This window comes from Piscinibacter defluvii, from assembly GCF_004011805.1.
GTDB lineage: Bacteria > Pseudomonadota > Gammaproteobacteria > Burkholderiales > Burkholderiaceae_C > Piscinibacter > Piscinibacter defluvii.
Genome location: NZ_RCHJ01000005.1, coordinates 288757 through 305799 on the forward strand (window position 1 = coordinate 288757; position 17043 = coordinate 305799).

17 protein-coding genes are annotated in these 17043 nt (G+C 73.8%); 7 read left to right on the forward strand and 10 right to left on the reverse strand.

What is annotated here, in order from left to right:
- The first annotated feature begins 15 nt into the window (after positions 1–15).
- Complete coding sequence (locus tag D9C15_RS16855; RefSeq protein WP_127999309.1) at positions 16–2343, forward strand: NADP-dependent malic enzyme; 2328 nt, start codon at positions 16–18, stop codon at positions 2341–2343.
- A 46-nt stretch (positions 2344–2389) separates the two neighbouring features.
- On the opposite strand, the gene D9C15_RS16860 is transcribed toward D9C15_RS16855, so the two are convergent.
- A complete protein-coding gene (locus tag D9C15_RS16860; RefSeq protein WP_127999311.1) occupies positions 2390–3121 on the reverse strand; it encodes a response regulator in 732 nt (243 codons plus the stop codon).
- 174 nt (positions 3122–3295) lie between these two features.
- On the opposite strand from D9C15_RS16860, the gene D9C15_RS16865 reads away from it, so the two are divergent.
- From D9C15_RS16865 to D9C15_RS16875, 3 genes are all read left to right on the forward strand, one after another.
- On the forward strand, positions 3296–4267 hold the full coding sequence (locus D9C15_RS16865) for a hypothetical protein (RefSeq protein ID WP_127999313.1): 972 nt from the start codon (positions 3296–3298) through the stop codon (positions 4265–4267).
- Between the two features lie 61 nt (positions 4268–4328).
- Positions 4329–4604 (forward strand): hypothetical protein, encoded by a 276-nt coding sequence (locus D9C15_RS16870; protein WP_127999315.1) that lies wholly within the window; start codon positions 4329–4331, stop codon positions 4602–4604.
- Positions 4601–5800, forward strand: a complete 1200-nt coding sequence (locus D9C15_RS16875; protein ID WP_127999317.1) for an MFS transporter — start codon at positions 4601–4603, stop codon at positions 5798–5800. Before D9C15_RS16870 ends, D9C15_RS16875 begins: the two co-directional genes overlap by 4 nt.
- On the opposite strand, the gene D9C15_RS16880 is transcribed toward D9C15_RS16875, so the two are convergent.
- A complete protein-coding gene (locus D9C15_RS16880; RefSeq protein ID WP_127999319.1) occupies positions 5759–8182 on the reverse strand; it encodes a PAS domain-containing hybrid sensor histidine kinase/response regulator in 2424 nt (807 codons plus the stop codon). The genes D9C15_RS16875 and D9C15_RS16880 overlap by 42 nt on opposite strands.
- 167 nt (positions 8183–8349) lie before the next feature.
- Between D9C15_RS16880 and D9C15_RS16885 the strand changes: the two genes are divergently transcribed.
- Positions 8350–9150, forward strand: a complete 801-nt coding sequence (locus D9C15_RS16885; protein ID WP_205854827.1) for an alpha/beta fold hydrolase — start codon at positions 8350–8352, stop codon at positions 9148–9150.
- Here D9C15_RS16885 and D9C15_RS16890 read toward each other — a convergent pair whose 3' ends face one another.
- From D9C15_RS16890 to D9C15_RS16920, 7 genes are all read right to left on the reverse strand, one after another.
- Positions 9151–10404 (reverse strand): MFS transporter, encoded by a 1254-nt coding sequence (locus tag D9C15_RS16890; RefSeq protein WP_127999323.1) that lies wholly within the window; start codon positions 10402–10404, stop codon positions 9151–9153.
- Positions 10383–11102, reverse strand: coding sequence for a Rieske (2Fe-2S) protein (locus tag D9C15_RS16895; protein ID WP_127999325.1), 720 nt, complete (start codon positions 11100–11102; stop codon positions 10383–10385). The genes D9C15_RS16890 and D9C15_RS16895 overlap by 22 nt, the downstream gene beginning before the upstream one ends.
- 76 nt (positions 11103–11178) lie before the next feature.
- Positions 11179–11655 carry a VOC family protein gene (locus tag D9C15_RS16900; protein ID WP_127999327.1) on the reverse strand — a complete coding sequence of 159 codons (477 nt, stop codon included), beginning with the start codon at positions 11653–11655 and terminating at the stop codon, positions 11179–11181.
- Positions 11652–12347, reverse strand: coding sequence for a glutathione S-transferase family protein (locus D9C15_RS16905; protein WP_127999329.1), 696 nt, complete (start codon positions 12345–12347; stop codon positions 11652–11654). Before D9C15_RS16905 ends, D9C15_RS16900 begins: the two co-directional genes overlap by 4 nt.
- Before the next feature lie 83 nt (positions 12348–12430).
- The gene (locus D9C15_RS16910) at positions 12431–13033 is read right to left on the reverse strand and encodes a hypothetical protein (protein WP_127999331.1); all 603 of its coding nucleotides are present in this window, start codon (positions 13031–13033) and stop codon (positions 12431–12433) included.
- Positions 13034–13038: 5 nt separating this feature from the next.
- Entirely contained in the window at positions 13039–13260 is a 222-nt protein-coding gene (locus tag D9C15_RS16915) for a helix-turn-helix domain-containing protein (protein ID WP_127999333.1), read from the reverse strand.
- A 21-nt stretch (positions 13261–13281) separates the two neighbouring features.
- Positions 13282–13836 carry a DUF2975 domain-containing protein gene (locus D9C15_RS16920; RefSeq protein WP_127999335.1) on the reverse strand — a complete coding sequence of 185 codons (555 nt, stop codon included), beginning with the start codon at positions 13834–13836 and terminating at the stop codon, positions 13282–13284.
- A 98-nt stretch (positions 13837–13934) separates the two neighbouring features.
- Here D9C15_RS16920 and D9C15_RS16925 point away from each other — a divergent pair, with 98 nt between their 5' ends.
- Both D9C15_RS16925 and ybaK read left to right on the forward strand, forming a co-directional pair.
- Entirely contained in the window at positions 13935–15002 is a 1068-nt protein-coding gene (locus D9C15_RS16925; protein ID WP_127999337.1) for an aldo/keto reductase, read from the forward strand.
- Positions 15003–15177: 175 nt separating this feature from the next.
- Complete coding sequence (ybaK, locus tag D9C15_RS16930; protein ID WP_127999339.1) at positions 15178–15672, forward strand: Cys-tRNA(Pro) deacylase; 495 nt, start codon at positions 15178–15180, stop codon at positions 15670–15672.
- Between the two features lie 3 nt (positions 15673–15675).
- Here ybaK and D9C15_RS16935 read toward each other — a convergent pair whose 3' ends face one another.
- Positions 15676–17022 (reverse strand): alpha/beta hydrolase family protein, encoded by a 1347-nt coding sequence (locus tag D9C15_RS16935; protein ID WP_127999341.1) that lies wholly within the window; start codon positions 17020–17022, stop codon positions 15676–15678.
- Positions 17023–17043 lie beyond the last annotated feature (21 nt).

Below are 17043 nucleotides of genomic sequence, written 5' to 3' on the forward strand. Positions count from 1 at the left end.
GACCGGAGACCTCCGATGAACGACTCGCAGACGCTGCGCGACGACGCGCTGGCCTATCACCGCCTGCCGCGGCCGGGCAAGATCACCGTGGTGCCGACCAAGCCGATGGCGACCCAGCGCGACCTGTCGCTGGCCTACTCGCCCGGGGTGGCCGAGGCCTGCCTCGAGATCGCGCGCGACCCGTCGCAGGCGGCCGAACTGACGGCACGCGCCAACCTGGTCGCCGTGGTGACCAACGGCACCGCGGTGCTCGGCCTCGGCAACATCGGCCCGCTGGCCGGCAAGCCGGTGATGGAAGGCAAGGGCTGCCTGTTCCGCAGGTTCGCCGGCATCGACGTGTTCGACCTCGAACTGGCCGAGACGGACCCGGACGCGCTGGTCGAGACCATCGCCCGCCTCGAGCCGACCTTCGGCGGCATCAACCTCGAGGACATCAAGTCGCCGGAGTGCTTCTACATCGAGCGCAAGCTGCGCGAGCGCATGAAGATCCCGGTGTTCCACGACGACCAGCACGGCACCGCGATCGTGGCGGCGGCGGCCATCCTGAACGGGCTGCAGCTGGTCGGCAAGGCGATCGCCGAGGTCAAGCTGGTGTGCTCGGGTGCCGGCGCCGCTGCGCTCGCCTGCCTGGACCTGATCGTCAGCCTCGGGCTGCCGCGCGCCAACATCTGGGTGCTCGACGGCAAGGGCGTCGTCCACGCGGGCCGCCAGGAGGGCATGGACGAACACAAGGCGCGCTATGCGCAGTCCACCGCCGCGCGCTCGCTGGCCGAGCTGCTGTCCGGCGCGGATGTGTTCCTGGGCCTGTCGGCCGCCGGCGTGCTGCAGCCGGAGTGGATCGGCGCGATGGCGCGCGACCCGCTGATCTTCGCCATGGCCAATCCGGTGCCGGAGGTGATGCCGGAGGAGGCGCTGAAGGTGCGGCCCGACGCGGTTATCGGCACCGGGCGCTCGGACTATCCGAACCAGATCAACAACGTGCTGTGTTTCCCGTTCATCTTCCGCGGCGCGCTGGACGTGGGCGCCACCGAGATCAACGAGGCGATGAAGCTCGCCGCGGTGCGCGCGCTGGCGGCGCTGGCGCACGGCGAGGTGCCCGAGGCCGTCGCGCGTGCCTACGGGGCGCGCAGCCTGCGCTTCGGCCGCGACTACCTGATCCCCAAGCCGTTCGACCCGCGGCTGATCGCGGCGGTGGCGCCGGAGGTCGCGCGGGCCGCGATGGCCTCCGGCGTGGCGACCCGGCCGCTGGCCGACCTCGGCGCCTACCGGGCCTCGCTCGACCGCTTCGTCTACCACTCGGGCTCGGTGATGGAGCCGGTGTTCGGCGCCGCGAAGGCCGCGCCGCGGCGCGTCGTCTACGCGGAGGGCGAGGACGAGCGCGTGCTGCGTGCGGCGCAGGTGGTCGTGGACGAGGGGATCGCGCGGCCTGTGCTCATCGGCCGCACCGAGGTGATCGAGCGGCGCGTGCAGGAGTACGGCCTGCGCCTGCGGCCGGGGCAGGACGTGACGCTGGTCGATCCCGACCGCGTGCCGGAGCTCGGGGCGATCGCCGGCGAGTTCTACCGCGCGCTGCGCCGCAAGGGGGCCACCCCGGCGGGCGCCGACCATGCGGTGCGCCACAACGCGACCGCGCTGGCCGGCATGCTGCTGCGCCGTGGCGAGGCCGATGCGCTGATCTGCGGCGTGCACGGCGGCTTTCGCGACCATCTCGGCCTGCTGACCGACCTGATCGGCCGCCGCGAGGGCGTGGAAACGGTCGCGGCGATGAACCTGCTGATCCTGCCGGAGCGCACGCTGTTCGTCTGCGACACCTACGTCAACGCCGATCCCAGCCCCGAGCAGCTCACCGAGATCACCGTGCTGGCCGCCGACGCGGTGCGCCGCTTCGGCATCGTGCCGCACGTGGCGCTGCTGTCGCACTCCAGCTTCGGCAGCGAGGACACGCCGGCCGCGCGCAAGATGCGCCAGGCGCTCGAGCTGATCCGCGCGCTGAAGCCGGCCTTCGAGGTCGAGGGCGAGATGCACGGCGACGCCGCGCTCTCGCGCGAGACGCTGGAGCGGGCCTTTCCCGGCGCCGCGCTGAGCCGCGAGGCCAACCTGCTGGTGATGCCGACGCTGGATGCCGCCAACATCACCTTCAACGTGCTCAAGGCGGTGGCCGGCAACGGCATCACGGTCGGGCCGATCCTGCTCGGGCTGGCGCGGCCGGCGCATGTGCTGAACCCGAACGCGACCGTGCGCCGGCTCGTCAACATGAGCGCGCTGGCGGCGGTGGACGTGGGCGCCACCTGGGCCAGCCACGCGGCGACGTCGGTGCTGTCGCGCGTGCGGGCCGGCGCCTGACACGCCGTGAGACGGCCTGAAACGGCGTGAGGCCGCTCGGCCGCCCTCAGCCCGGCACGTACATGTAGCCGCCGTTGCGCACCGTGCGGATGCAGCGCGGCTCGGCGCCGGGCTCGGGCTCGATCTTGCGGCGCAGCCGGCCGATGCGGATGTCGATCGAGCGGTCGAAGGGCTCCCACTCTCGGTTGCGCGTCTGCAGCAGCAGCTGGTCGCGCGAGAGCACGCGGTTCGGGTTGGCGAGGAAGACGCGGATCAGGTCGTACTCCATCGCCGTCATCGGCACCTCGGCACCGCCGGCGGCCAGGTCGAACAGCCGGCGCGACTCGAGCTCGATCTCGCAGCGGCCGAAGCGCTGCCGCGCGAAGGCCGGCGTCGGCGCGGCCGCCTCGGCCGCCTCCGGCGCACGCGCCTGCATGCGCCGCAGCACGCTCTTGACGCGCGCCAGCAGCTCGCGCGGGTCGAAGGGCTTGGCGACGTAGTCGTCCGCGCCCATCTCCAGGCCGATCACCCGGTCCACCATCTCGGACGCGCCGGTCACCATCACGATGCCGAGGTCGTAGCGCTCTCGCAGGAAGCGCGCCAGCGACAGCCCGTCCTCGCCGGGCAGGCGCAGGTCCAGCAGCACCAGGTCGGGCAGCTCGCGCTCGAGCTCGGCGCGCATCGCCGCGCCGTCACCGGCGCAGCGCACCGCGTAGCCGTGGCCGCCCAGGTACTCCGTGAGCATCTGGCGCACCGAGGCATCGTCGTCGACGACCAGCAGGTTTGCGCTCGGACTCATGGCGCGCATTGTGCGCGCGGTGTGCGCTGCCGGATACACGCCACAACAAGAGGGCTACATGCGCGCCCGCGCACGGCCACGGCGCGCAGCGAAGCGGTTACGCGGCGCATCCACAGTCCGACCCACGCTGGGTGGCATGGGGCCGCCGGCGCCTTCGATGCAAGGAATCCGTCAATGCACTCCGTTCCCGCCGCCAATCCGCGCCACGCCAAGGTGATCGAGATCTCCAAGCGCGTGCGCTGGGACATCGACGCCGACCTGATCCGCGGACGCCACTTCGACATGAGCCGGCCCTTCATGCCGGCCGGCCTGTCGCTGGTCGACGAACTGCCGTTCCTGTCCGGCGACGAACGCCGCCTGCTGAGCCAGGTGCAGGGCCGCACCTACGCCTACATCTTCGGCCTGGCCGAGCGTTTCATCGCCGCCAAGACCATGGAGCTGGGCCGCGCCCAGGCCTTCGACGACCAGGTGGCGCTGGAGGCGCTGGTGCGCATGACCGACGAGGAGCTCAAGCACCAGGAGCTGTTCCGCCGCCTCGAGCAGATGATGGCCGAGGTCATGCCCTCCGGCTACGAGCTGACCGCCGACCCGAACGCCGTCGCGCGCGCGGTGCTGGCGCAGGGCGACTGGGCGGTGATGGCGCTGACGCTGGACATCGAGCTGTTCACCCAGGCGCACTACCGCGCCAGCATCGCGCCCAGCGCCGACCTCTGCCCGCTGTGGAAGGACGTGTTCCTGTTCCACTGGAAGGAGGAGTCGCAGCACGCCGTGCTCGACGAGATCGAGCTGCTGCGCATCGACGCGGCGCTGACCCCGGCGCAGCGCGACCAGGCGGTCGGCGAGCTGATCGCGCTGGTCGGCGCGATCGACGGCATCCTGCAGGTGCAGTCGGCCGCCGACGCCGACTACTTCGGCGCGATCGCCGGCCGCGCGTTCGACGCGGCGCAGCGCGAGCAGATCGAGGCCCTGGTGCTGAAGGCCTACCGCTGGCAGTACATCGTCTCGGGCGTGATGGAGCCGCGCTTCCAGAAGACGCTGTTCGCGCTGATCGACGAGCCGCAGGCCGCGCGCATCCAGCAGGCGCTCGCGCCGCTGATGGGCGCCGTGCCGCTGCAGCCCGCGATGGCGCTGCCGATGGCGGCCTGAGCCACGCGCCACGGCCGCCGCAATCCGGCCGCGCTGGCGCGCGGCCCGCAAGGAGATCGACATGGGAACCCTGGTGTCGACCGCGCGCCTGCCGGCGCGGCGGTCCGGATGTCTGCTGCGCCTGGCCGGCGCGTGGCAATCCGCGTTCGGCGCGTGGCGCGAGCGGCAGCGCTGGCGTGCGCTGGAGCGCCGGCTGCCCGATCTGGACGAGGCCACCCTGCGCGACCTCGGCATCGGCCGCAGCGAACTGTTGTCCTACTGGGCCGAGTCCCAGCAGCTGGTCGAGGCGACACGCCTGCGTCGGCTGCCGCTGTTCGACCGCTGGCTGGGCCTGTGAGCGGGCCGGCCTGGCGGCTCGCGCTCGCGGCGGCCCTGCTGATGGCACTGGCCAGCGGCAACCGCGGCGCGCTCGGGCTGCTGATCGGGCCGCTGAACGGGGCCTCGGGCCTCGGGCTGGGCACGCTCAGCTTCGTCGCCGCGCTCGGCCAGCTCGGCGTCGGCATCGCCCAGCCGCTCGTCGGGCACTGGAGCGACCGCCACGGCGCCGCGCGGGTGATCGTGGCCGGCGCCGCGCTGCTGGCGCTGGCCACGGCGCTGCCGGTCTGGTCGGTCGCGCCCGCCAGCGTGACGCTGTCGCTGCTGGCCGGCGCGGTGGCCGCCAGCGCGGTCGGCAGCAACGGCGTGCTGGTCGGCGAGGTGAACCGCCGGCTCGGCACGGCGCGGGCCGGCATCGCCGTCGGCCTGATCGGCGCCGGTGCCTCGCTGGGTCAGATGCTGCTGGGCCCGCTGACGCAGTGGCTCATCGACGAACGTGGCTGGCCGGCCGCGCTGCTCGTGCTGGCCGCGCTGGCGCTGCTGGCCTGGCCGCTGGCCCTGGCATGGCGGCACGGCCCGGGCCCGGCGCCACGCGCACCCGCGCGGCCGACGTGGCGCGACCTGCAAGGCCCGCTGCGCGACACACGCTTCTGGCAGGCCGCCGGCAGTTTCGGGGTGTGCGGCTTCCATGTCGGCTTCCTGGCCGTGCACATGCCCGGCGTGATCGAGCGCTGCGGGCTGCCGGCCTCGCTGGCCGGCCCGTGGATCGCCGTGGCCGGGGCCGCCAACATGCTGGGCAGCGTCGCCGTCGGGGCGGCGCTGCGCCGCCACGATCCCGGCGCCCTGCTGGTCGGCCTGTACCTGCTGCGCGCGCTGGCGATCGCGGCGCTGCTCGTGCTGCCGGCCAGCGCGCCGGCGATGCTGGGCTTCGCGCTGCTGATGGGTGCGAGCCACATGGCGACGCTGCCGCCCACGACGCAGCTGGTGGCTCGCGCGCATGGGGTCGAGCGGCTCGGCCTGCTGTTCGGCGTCGTGATGCTGGTGCACCAGGCGGGCTGCTTCGCCGGCATCTGGCTGGGCGGCGTGCTGGCGCAGGCCAGCGGCAGCGACCGGACGCTGTGGCTGATCGACATCGCGCTGGCGCTGGCCGCCGCCGCGCTGGTGCGGCCGCGGACGTCAGCCCGGCGCCGCGAGCAGGCCGTGCAGCAGGGCGCGTAGGCGCGTGCCGTCCACCGGCTTGGCGAGGGCCGCCTGCACGCCGTGCGCGGCCAGCGTGGCGGCGTCGAAGCCGGCCGCCTGCGCGCTCACCAGCAGCACCGGCAGGCCGGGCTGCAGCACACGCGCCGCACCGGCCAGTTCGAGCCCGGTCATGTGCGGCATGCGGTGGTCGGTCAGCAGCAGCTGCGCCGGCGCGGGCGCACTGCGCAGCCAGTCCATCGCCTGCAGCGGATCGCGCCGCAGCACCACCGTCAGACCCCAGCCGGCGAGCAGCTCGGCCAGGTAGTCGCCGGCCTGCGGGTCGTCCTCGACCAGCAGCACGCGGCCGGCGAGCCGCTGCGGCAACGCCGCGGCCGGGGCCGCCGCGGCGGGAGGCTCCGCCACCAGGGAGTCCGCCTCGGCCGGCGGCAGCAGCACGCGGAAACAGGCGCCGCGGCCCGGCTCGCTGTCCACCAGCAGGTGGCCGCCATGGTCGTGCACGATGCCGTGCACCATCGCCAGCCCCATGCCCGAGCCGCGCCCGACCTCCTTGGTCGAGAAGAACGGCTCGAAGATGTGCTGCATCACCTCGGGCGCGATGCCGCTGCCGTCGTCCTGGACGCGCAGCTCGACCCAGCGCCCCGGCGCGAGGCGCCGCCCGCAGGAACGGCAGTGCCCGCCGCCGTCGTGCGTGCCGAGACCGAGGCGGATGTGGCCGTGCCCGGGCAGCGCGTCGCGTGCGTTCAGGCACAGGTTCAGCAGCACCTGCTCGAGCTGCACCGCGTCGGCGGCGACCTGCGGCGAGGCGGTGTCGTCGCCCAGGCCGGCGCTGTCGAGCTCGATCGAGCCGGGCAGCGTCGCCGCCAGCAGCGGCAGCGCCTGGCGCAGCAGCGGTGCGAGCGCCAGCACGCGGCGCGGTCCCTGGCGGCGCCGGGCGAAGGCGAGCATCTGCAGGATCAGGTCGCGGCCGCGCTGCGCGGCCTGCTGCGCCTGGCCGAGCTGGCGCGCGAGCGTGGCGTCGCCGGCCGCCTCGGCACGCTCCTGGCCCATCACCAGCCAGCCGATCACGCTGGTCAGGATGTTGTTGAAGTCGTGCGCGATGCCGCCGGTGAGCTGGCCGATGGCCTCCATCTTCTGCGCCTGGCGCAGCTGCGCCTCGTGCTCGCGGCGCGCGCTGATGTCGCGCACGATCGCCAGCGCGTGCGGCTGGTCGCGGTGGCGGAACGGCATCACGCGCAGGTCGATCTCGAAGCGTGAGCCGTCGGGGCGCAGCGCGAACGTCTCGACGGCCACGGTCTCGCCGGCCAGCGCGCGGCGCACGAAGGAGAGCCGCTCGGCCACGTAGTCGGCCGGCAGGTGCGCCGCGTAGCCGTGACCCACCACTTGCTCGCGTGTGTAGCCGTACAGCCGCAGCAGCGCCGGGTTGGCGTCGACCACGCGTTCGTTCGCGTCCCACAGCAGGAAGCCGTCGGAGGCGGCCTCGAAGATCGCGCGGTACTGCTCCTCGCGCGCGCGCAGCGCCTCGAGCGCGGCCTTGCGCTCGGTGATGTCGCGCGTGAAGGCGAGCAGGTGCGGCCGCCCGGCGATGGTGGCCGGCTTCAGGCGCACCTCGTCCCAGTGCAGGCTGCCGTCCTTGCGGCGGCGGCGCCATTCGAACGGCGGGCAGGCGCCGCCGCGCGCCAATGCCAGCCAGCGCGCCGCCTCCTCGCCGGTGAAGGGTGGCTCGTTGGCGCTGATGTCGGCCACGCTCAGGCCCGGCCATTCCTCGCGCGCCCAGCCGTAGGTCTCGCAGGCCTTCGGGTTGACGTCCAGGATCGCGCCGCTGTCCCAGTCGTGGATGAAGATCGCGTCCTCGGCGGCGTCGAAGATCGCGCGGTAGCTTGCCTCGGAGCGGCGCAGCGCCTCGCCGGCGGCGCTGCGCTCGAGCTCGGCCGCCGCACGCACCGCGACGATCTTCAGCAGCGCCTCGGCGTGCGCGGCGTCGCCGCCGGCCACCGGCGTGCGGTCGAGCGCGGCGAGCAGGCCCAGCGGCGCGCCGCTGCCGTCGTGCAGCGGGTAGGCGGCGTAGGAGTCCATGCCCTGGGCCGCGAACAGCGTGCCGGCTGGAAACTCGGCCGCCACGCCCCGCGCGACGAAGCGGAAGTCGCGCCCGACCACCTGCTCGCAGGGCGAGCCGCGCACCGGGTACTCGAAGTTGCGCAGCACGCGGCCGTCGAGCTGCACGGCCAGCGTGCGCAGCCGCAGCGCGTCGGGGTCCGCGAACACGGCGACGAACACCGCGCTGCAGCCCAGTGCGCCGGCCAGTTCGCCCACCAGCATGCCGAACGGGTCGCTGCCGCCGGGCTGCGCCACCGCCAGTGCGATGCGGCGCAGCGCGGCGAGGCGGTCGTCGAGGGCGGGCATGCGGTCAGTCTAGGGCGCGCGGCCGCGGCCGGCGAGGGGTGAAACCGGGCCGATACGTGCGCGATACACCGGCGCTGCCAATGCAACCGGGCGGCGCGGCGCGGCGACATCGGCGCGATACCGCCGGCCGCGATGCTGCACACCCGACGCGACTGCCCGAGACGATCATGCCGATGACCTTCGATGCCTCTTCCCGCGCCACCCCGAACGTGCTGGTCGCGCTGCACAGCAGCGGCGCGGGCGGGCGCCAGTGGCAGGGCTGGCGCGGCCTGCTGCCCGCGGCGGTGGAACTGCGCACGCCCGACCTGCTCGGCTATGGCCTGGCCGGCTGGGGCGACGGTGCCGCGGTGACGCTGGACGACGAGGCGCAGGCGCTGCACGCCGAGATCGCCGCGGTGCCCGGCGGTGTGCACCTGCTCGGGCATTCCTATGGTGGCTCGGTGGCCCTGCAGGTCGCGCTGCGCTGGCCGCAGCACGTGCGCAGCCTGACGCTCTACGAGCCGGTGCGTTTCGCGCTGCTGCGCGAGGCGGAGCCGGCGCTGTGGAGCGGCATCGTCGCGGTGGGCCGGGAGATCGGCACGCTGCTGCGCGAGCGCGGGCCGGAGGGCGCGGCCGAGCGCTTCGTCGACTACTGGTCGCGCGCCGGCGCCTGGCAGGGCCTGGCCCCGCAGCGCCGCCAGGCGGTGGCCACGCGCATGGCCAAGGTGTGCGCCGAGTTCGAGGCGCTGTTCGGCGACCCGGTGCCCGAGGCGGCCTACCAGGCCCTGCGCATGCCGCTGCGCCTGCTCGCCGGCACGCGCTCGCCGCGCCCGGCGCAGCGCGTGGCCGAGCGGCTGGTGCAGCGCGTGCCGGGCTCGGTGCTGGTGCGGCTCGACGGCCTCGGCCACCTCGGCCCGATCGAGGACGCGGCTCGCGTGGCCGCGCAATGCCTGCCGGCGCTGCTGCGGCCGCTGGCCCTGGCGGCCTGATCAGGCCGCAGCCAGCCGGCGCGTGCGCCGCCAGCCGAGCAGCAGCAGCCCGGCGATCGTCAGGTTCAGCAGGTTCCAGGCGATGCCGTTGAGGAAGGCGGCGTGGTACGAGCCGGTCAGGTCGAACACCTTGCCCGACATCCAGCCGCCCAGCGCCATGCCGAACAGCGTGGCCATCAGCACCGTGCCCACCCGCGCGCCGGCCTCGGCCGGCTCGAAATGCTCGCGCACGATGATCGCGTAGCTCGGCACGATGCCGCCCTGGAACAGCCCGAACAGCGCCGAGATCACGTAGAGCGACACCAGCCCGTCGAAGGGCAGGAACAGCAGCAGCGCCAGGCCCTGCAGCGCCGAGCCGAGCAGCAGCGTGGGCAGACCGCCGATGCGGTCGCAGATCGCGCCCGAGAGCAGCCGGCTGACGATGCCGAAGCCGAGCATCAGCGACATCATCTGCGCGCCGCGCGCGGCGCCGTAGCCCAGGTCGCTGCAGTAGGCGACGATGTGCACCTGCGGCATCGCCATCGCCACGCAGCAGGCCACGCCGGCCACGCACAGCAGCGCCTGCGCCTGCGCGGGCGCGAGGCCGAAGGGCCGTGCCGAAGGCTGCGGTGCCGGCCGCCCGGCGCGCGCCGGGGCGGCCTGGAAGGCCGGGGCCCGCCCGCGCAGGCCCAGCGCGAGCAGCGGCAGCACCACCAGGCTGATGCCGGCCAGGCCGAAGTAGGCGGTGCGCCAGCCGTAGCCGTCGACGATGGACTGCACCACCGGCGGCCAGAACGCGCCGGCCAGGTAGTTGCCGCTGGCGCAGACGGCCACCGCGATGCCGCGCCGGCGCACGAACCACAAGGTGGTGTCGGCCACCAGCGGCGCGAAGGTGGCCGAGCAGCCCAGCAGCCCGAGGAACAGGCCGTGCGCGAGCGTGAACACGCCGATGCCCGGTGCGCTGGCGGCCAGCGCGAAGCCGGCGGCGATGCCCGCGCTGCCCAGCAGCACCGGCACGCGCACGCCGTGGCGGTCGGCCAGCCGGCCCATCAGCACGCCGCCCAGGCCGAAGCCGACCATCAGCGCGGTGTAGGGCAGCGAGGCCTCGGCGCGGTCGACGCCGAACTCGGCCTGCACCGCCGGCAGCACCACGGCCACGACGTACATGCCGCACGAGCCGACGGTCATCAGCGCCAGCGCGCAGGCCAGGCGCCACCAGGCCGCGGCGGAGTCGGGCTGGGCCGGCGCGTCGCTCACGCCGCGCAGCTCTGCCATTGGCGGCTGTAGGTGCGCGCCGGCAGCACAGTGGCGGTCGGCCCGCAGGCCGCGCGGGCCTTCGTGCCCAGTTCGGTCTCGAGCCGGAAGGCGTACTTCTCGAAGAAGGCCGTGAACATCTCGCCGCCCTGCAGGCCCACGGCATGCAGCCGGTCGGTGGCCGCGTCCCAGTCGAGCAGCACCGCCGCCAGCGGCTGCGGGGCCGGGCCGCCGATCACGCGTGCGCCCTGCGCCGGGTCGTAGCGCGACTGGTCGCCGCAGCAGTGGATCACCTGGGGCGGCTCGCCGCCGCGGCCGGGGCGCGGGCCGATGAAGCTGAGCTGCGGCGTGGGGTACATCAGCTTGTGCGAGCAGATCGCCGAGAAGGCGACGATCGAGCGCCGCGGCCCGACGCCGGCCGGCGCGACATAACGCTGCCCCGCCTCGGTGACCTGCTCGGTGGCCTTGACCTCGCGCTCGAGCGCGAGCAGGAACACCGGCGCGGCGAGGTAGGGGTAGTTGAACAGCTGCGCCTCGCCCGGCACCAGCGTGCCCGCGCGCAGCGGTTCACCGAGCCGGTCGACCAGCAGCGCGCGCGGATGTGGCTGGGCCGCGCCGGCCACGCGCGGCAGCGTTCCCGCGGCGGCCCAGGCGCCGGCCACGCAGGCGGCCTGGCGCATCCAGTCGCGGCGTTCGATGTCGGTGGTGTCGTGCGGCATGGCCGCCACGCTACACGAGCCCGCGTGGCCCCACCACGCGGGCAAGCCCGTGCCCCGGGGCGCCGGTTGGCGACTGTCAGCGCCCGCGCGCGGCCTGCCAGCGCCGCAGCTCGGCGCGGGCGGTGCGGCCGTCCAGCGCCGCGGCGCCGCCTTCCACCGGCGCGGCCAGCTCGATCACGTAGCCGTTCGGATCGCGCAGGTAGATCGAGCGGATGAAGCCGTGGTCGGAGATGCCGCGCACCTCGATGCCGGCCTGCTGCGCCAGCAGCAGCATCGCGCCGAGCGCCGGCTCGTCGACGGCCAGCGCGATGTGCAGGTCGAAGTCGTGCTGCGGCTTGAACTCGAAGGGCTGGTCGGGCGCCTCGAAGAAGGCCAGGAAGCTGCCGTCGCCGAGACGGTAGAAGCTGTGCAGCACCTCGGTGGCGCGGCCGGTCTTGGTCTGTCGGATCGGGAAGGCGCCGGCCAGCGGCAGGCCGAGGAAATCCTCGTAGAAGCGGCGCGTCTGCTCCGAGTCGCGGCAGCGGTAGGCGTTGTGGTGCAGGCCGCGGATCATGCCGTCACCTCCTCGTCGAAGGGCGCGAAGTCGCGCGTGCGGTTCGGCGCGACGACCAGGGTCTCGAACACGCGGTTGACGTCGCCCCAGCAGGGCAGGGCCTTCATGCGCGCCAGCCAGGCGTGGACGTTCGGCCAGGGCGCGTAGTCGATGTGCACCGCGTCGCCCAGCGAGAGCAGCGCGGCGCCGAAGTAGTCGGCCAGCGTGAGCGAATCGCCGCACAGGCAGCAGTTGTCGGTGCCGAGCAGCGCCGTGTCGAGCACGCCGAGCCAGCGCCGCGCGTGCCGCCGGCCCCAGTCCAGGGTGGCCTGCTGGGCCGCGTCGTCGGGGCGGCGGTGGTGCGGGTAGAGCTGCGGGTAGACGAAGCCGTAGGCCAGGTCGCGCGCGAGGCCGGTGTTGAGCCAGTCGAGCCGCTCGTCGACCCGGGCGCGCAGGCGCGCGTCGACCGGGTAGGCACGGCTGCCGTGGCGCGCGGCGAGGTACTTCAGGATCGCCGTGGTCTCGCTGAGGCGGAAGCTGCCGTCCTCGAGCACCGGCACCTGGCAGCTCGGGTTGAGTGCGGCGAAGGCCGGCTCGAGGTGCTCGCCGGCGAACAGGTCGACCAGGCGCAGGTCGAGCGCGATGGCCTGGTCGGCGGCAAACAGCAGCACGGCGCGGCTGGTGGTGGAGAGCGGGTGGTGGTGGAGTCGCATGCCGTGCACTCTAGGCAGCGGCCCGCGGCCGCACATGCGCCACAGGAGCCATGCGGCGGGCCATCGCCCGGGCTCACACCTTCTCAGCGCCGGCACTGGTCGCGCAGCGCCGCCGCGGCGAGGAAGGGCAGCGAGAGCACGCCCATGCCGCCGCCGAGGTACTCGCCCTTCAGGCAGTCGCCGCGCGCGCCCTGCGCGATGCCCTCGCCGAGGCGCTGGTCGGGCGCGCGCTCGGCCGGGCCGATGCGGCCCGCCTGCGCGGCGAGGCCGGGCCGGCGCGCGCTGTCGCGGATCGCGCGCGCGGTGGCCTCGGGGTCGAGCCCGGCGACCGGATCGGGGGCGGAGGCCGGCAGGGCCGGAGCCTGCGCACTGGCGTCGATGGCCGACGGCGGCGACGGCGGCGAAGGGGCCGGCCCGGCCGGGGCCACGCGCGCGGGCCGTGCGGTGGCGGGGGCGCGTGGCGCGCGGCTGGCCGGGGCCGGCGGCAGCGCCGCCGCCGGCTCCGCGCGCGGCACGGGGCGCGGCAGAGGCAGCAGCCGCACCGCCACGCGCGGCAGGTCGGGCGGCGCACGCCGGAGCGGAGCCTGAGCCGCCCAGTGCAGCAAGCCCGCCAGGTGCAGCGCCAGCACCAGCGCGAGCAGCGGCGCGCGGCGGCGGTCGCGGCGCCAGGTCGGCACGCGGTGCACGAATGTCAGCCCGGCGCGTCGCCCGGGCGGTGCTCGAGCAGGTCGCCGGGCTGGCAGTCGAGCGCCTCGCAGATGCGCGCCAGCGTCTCGAAGCGCACGCCGCGCACCTTGCCGGCCTTCAGCAGCGAGATGTTCTGCTCGGTGATGCCCACGCGCTCGGCGAGCTCGCGCGAGCGCATCTTGCGCCGCGCGAGCATCACGTCGAGGTTGACGACGATGTGGCCCATGCCGGGTTCTCTCACACCTTCTCAGACGAAGGCCTGGTTCTCTTCGGCCACGCGCACCGCCTCGGCCATCACGGTGGCGATGGCGATCAGCACGGCGGCCAGCAGCACCGCGAGGTAGTCGTTCCACGACAGGCCCAGCACCAGCATGCGCTGGCCGGGCGGGTTTCCCAGCGTGAGCACCACCGAGCCGGCCGCACGCACCAGCGGCGCGAGCAGCGCCGTGCCGAGCAGGGCCCAGCCGAAGCGGCGCAGGTGCGCGAGCGCCGGCCGGCCGAACACGCGCCCGGCGCCGTACTCGCCGAACAGGCGCCACAGCTGCCACAACGCAAACAGGCCGAGGGCCACGGGCGCGACGCTGAGCAGCGCGCCGAGCTGCAGCGCGCGCGCGTCGATCGTCACCGCCTGCACGCCAGCGAACTGCGGGGCCAGCGCACGCACCGCCTCCGGCGAGTTCCAGAACCACAGCGGCACGCCGACCAGGCTGAGCGCGCCCAGCACGCACATCGCGCGCACGAACAGCACCAGACGGGGCGACAAGGGCGCGGCGGCGCCGGCAGGAGCTGAGGGCAGGGCCATGGTGTCCGAGGTTGTTCGTAGAGCGATAAAAGTTTATCGTAAAACAATAATAACGCAAAGCCACGCAGTGGTCCCATCGCCTTCCCTACACTTCCGGCATGAACCCCCTTCCCCTCGTCTCCCTCGGGCGCAGCGACCTGCGCGTGACGCCGATCTGCCTCGGCACCATGACCTTCGGCGAGCAGGTCGGCGAAGCCGACGCGCACGCCATCCTCGACCTCGCGGTCGAACGCGGCATCAACGTGATCGACACCGCCGAGATGTATTCGGTGCCGCCGCGCCGCGAGACCTACGGCGCGACCGAGCGCATCCTCGGCAGCTGGTTCGCGGCGCGGCCGGGCATGCGACAGCGCGTGGTGCTGGCCACCAAGGTGGCCGGGCCCTCGCGCAACATGGACTGGGTGCGCAACGGCAGCGCCGACCTGACACGCGCCGAGATCGTCGCCTCCTGCGAGGCGAGCCTGCAGCGCCTGCGCACCGACGTGATCGACCTGTACCAGATCCACTGGCCGGCGCGCAACGTGCCGACCTTCGGCGCGCTCTACTTCGACCCGTCCAAGGACCGCGCCTATGCCTCGATCCACGAGCAGCTCGAGGGCCTGGCGGACCTGGTGAAGGCCGGCAAGGTGCGCGCCGTCGGCCTCTCGAACGAGTCGCCCTGGGGCGTGATGGAGTTCGTGCGCCTGGCCGAACAGCACGGCCTGCCGCGCATCGCGAGCGTGCAGAACCCGTACGCGCTGACCAGCCGCGCGCTCGACAACGGCCTGGACGAGGTGCTGCACCGGCTGCAGGTGGGGCTGCTCGCGTACTCGCCGCTCGCCTTCGGCGCGCTGACCGGCAAGTACGACGACATCGGCCTCGACGCGGCCGAGCGGCCCGGCCGCCTGGCGCTGTTCGACTCGATGAAGAAGCAGCGCTGGGCGCGGCCCGAGGCACTGGCCGCGGCGAAGCTCTACAACGCGCTGGCGCGGCGCCACGGCCTCGCGCCCGCGCAGCTCGCGCTGGCCTTCTGCTACCGCAGCTGGCGCGTGACCAGCACGATCGTCGGCGTCACCTCGCGCGCCCAGCTGGAGCGCAACCTCGCGGCCTGGGACACGACGCTGTCGCCCGAACTGCTGGCCGAGATCGACGCGATCCGCTGGACGCACCGCGACCCGGCGCAGTGACAAGCTGTGAACGAACCCAGGCTGCCCGCGTTGCCCCCGGGGTACCCAAGGGTCCTGGGCCGCGTTGCGCCGCTGGCCCAGACGGCCAGTCTGGGCGGCGCGTCGCGCCTTGCCCAGGGCCCTTGGCCACCCCGGCGCGGGCAGCCTGGGTTCGTTCACAGCTTGTGAGGGGTCGATGGCGAAGAAGGACAAGCACGTCAGCGAGACGCCCGCCACCGCCTGGCTGAAGCAGCAGGGCGTGGCGTTCACCGAGCATGTCTACGAGTACGTCGAGCATGGCGGCACCGCGGAGTCGGCACGCCAGCTCGGCGTGGACGAACATGCCGTGGTCAAGACCCTGGTGATGCAGGACGCGAAGGCCGAGCCGCTGATCGTGCTGATGCACGGCGACCGGCAGGTCAGCACCAAGAACCTGGCGCGCGCGATCGGTGCCAAGTCGGTCGAGCCCTGCAAGCCCGAGGTGGCGCAGCGCCACAGCGGCTACCAGGTCGGCGGCACCTCGCCGTTCGGCACACGCAAGGCCATGCCGGTGTACGTGGAGGCCTCGGTGCTGGCGCTGCCGAGGATCCTGATCAACGGCGGGCGGCGCGGCTTCCTGGTGGGTATCGAGCCGCGCGTGCTGGTCGAACAGCTCGGCGCGCACCCCGTGGAGTGCGCGCTCGAGCCCTGACGCTCAGGGTGCCGAGGCGGCGAGCACCTGGGCGAAGAAGCCGCGCGACAGCGCGATGCAGAACGGCGGCACGAGGGTGCCGTGGTAGAGCGCCGTGGCGTTGGCGCCCGCCGCGGCCTTCTGCTGCTGGAACGCGCCGAACAGCAGGTCGCCGGTGGCACCGGCCGGCAGCGTGGCGCGGTTCTCCAGGTCGAAGGCCGGCACCTGCGCGCCGCGCGAGGCGAAGTCCGCCTGCGCCGCCGTGGTGTTGACGCTGAAGAAGATGGTCGGATCCTGCGCGCCGCCGCACATCGCCATCGGCCGCGTCGGCGTCCAGCCGAGCAGGGTGTTGGTGACCGTGGCCTCGCGGAATGCCGACGTCGCGTAGCTGGCCCGGAACGAGTCGGTCAGCAGTCCGCCGTCACCCCAGAGCAGCCGCTGGGTCGGGTCGTTCGGCAGCAGCCCCGCGGCGATCGCCTCGGTGGGCGACAGGTCCCCGGGGAAGAGTGTCGGCGAGGTTGCGGCGTAAGGCGCCTGGTAGACATCGGACGCCGACGAGTAGATGTTGCCGTAGCTGCGCTGGTAGCTGGTCAGCAGCAGCGGTGCGAAGGACATCGCGCCCGCCGGAATGGGCCCGGGACCCACCGCGACGTCGAAGAACGTGGCCACGTTGTACGGGCCGGACATCGGGGCCGACGCCGTGACAGTGAACTCGGTGCCGTAGTTCTCCTGGATTTCCTTGTGCGTCGCCATCGCGACGAAGCCGCCCTGCGAGTAGCCGGTGACGAGCAGCGCTGCCGAGGCCGTGGTGCCGCCGGCGGAGGACAGGGCCGACTTGGACGCACGCAGCGCGTCGATCATGTCGGTCGCCTGCGACTTGGCGTTCAGGAACGGGTGCCAGTCGAGCGAGCCGTCGTAGCCCAGGTAGTTCGGCATCACGACGATGAAACCCTGCGCGGCGTAGAAGGCCATCAGGCCGGACGCCTCGCTGTCGGTGCTGACCTGCGCCATGTTCTTGGACTTCTCGTAGGCCGTGCCGTGGGCATACAGCACCACCGGGCGCTCGCCGGTGCAGCCGGGAGCGCTGCCGCCGGGCACCAGCACGCCGGCCGAGGCACGAACCGCCTCGCCGCCGGGGGCGCGGGTGGAGTACTGCACGTAGCGGATCGTCACGTCGCAGCGCGCCGCGCCGGTCAGCGCCTGGGCGCCCGAGGCCGCGGTGCCGGCGTCGATCTGCGCCGTGGTCGCCTGGCCGAGCACCAGGCTGTTCAGCAGGGCACCGCGCGCCGGCGCATCGTCGTCGCTGCCGCCGCCGCAGGCGGCCAGCACGGCTGCGGCGATCGCCGCGGCGGTCCAACGGAAGAATCGCATGATCATCCCTTGTGGTTGTCA

Coding starts and splice junctions, on each gene's coding strand:
- D9C15_RS16855 (WP_127999309.1), top strand. CDS start 16: ATGAACGACTCGCAGACGCTGCGCGACGACGCGCTGGCCTATCACCGC.
- D9C15_RS16860 (WP_127999311.1), bottom strand. CDS start 3,121: ATGAGTCCGAGCGCAAACCTGCTGGTCGTCGACGACGATGCCTCGGTG.
- D9C15_RS16865 (WP_127999313.1), top strand. CDS start 3,296: ATGCACTCCGTTCCCGCCGCCAATCCGCGCCACGCCAAGGTGATCGAG.
- D9C15_RS16870 (WP_127999315.1), top strand. CDS start 4,329: ATGGGAACCCTGGTGTCGACCGCGCGCCTGCCGGCGCGGCGGTCCGGA.
- D9C15_RS16880 (WP_127999319.1), bottom strand. CDS start 8,182: ATGCCCGCCCTCGACGACCGCCTCGCCGCGCTGCGCCGCATCGCACTG.
- D9C15_RS16885 (WP_205854827.1), top strand. CDS start 8,350: ATGCCGATGACCTTCGATGCCTCTTCCCGCGCCACCCCGAACGTGCTG.
- D9C15_RS16890 (WP_127999323.1), bottom strand. CDS start 10,404: ATGGCAGAGCTGCGCGGCGTGAGCGACGCGCCGGCCCAGCCCGACTCC.
- D9C15_RS16895 (WP_127999325.1), bottom strand. CDS start 11,102: ATGCCGCACGACACCACCGACATCGAACGCCGCGACTGGATGCGCCAG.
- D9C15_RS16900 (WP_127999327.1), bottom strand. CDS start 11,655: ATGATCCGCGGCCTGCACCACAACGCCTACCGCTGCCGCGACTCGGAG.
- D9C15_RS16905 (WP_127999329.1), bottom strand. CDS start 12,347: ATGCGACTCCACCACCACCCGCTCTCCACCACCAGCCGCGCCGTGCTG.
- D9C15_RS16915 (WP_127999333.1), bottom strand. CDS start 13,260: ATGGGCCACATCGTCGTCAACCTCGACGTGATGCTCGCGCGGCGCAAG.
- D9C15_RS16920 (WP_127999335.1), bottom strand. CDS start 13,836: ATGGCCCTGCCCTCAGCTCCTGCCGGCGCCGCCGCGCCCTTGTCGCCC.
- D9C15_RS16925 (WP_127999337.1), top strand. CDS start 13,935: ATGAACCCCCTTCCCCTCGTCTCCCTCGGGCGCAGCGACCTGCGCGTG.
- ybaK (WP_127999339.1), top strand. CDS start 15,178: ATGGCGAAGAAGGACAAGCACGTCAGCGAGACGCCCGCCACCGCCTGG.
- D9C15_RS16935 (WP_127999341.1), bottom strand. CDS start 17,022: ATGCGATTCTTCCGTTGGACCGCCGCGGCGATCGCCGCAGCCGTGCTG.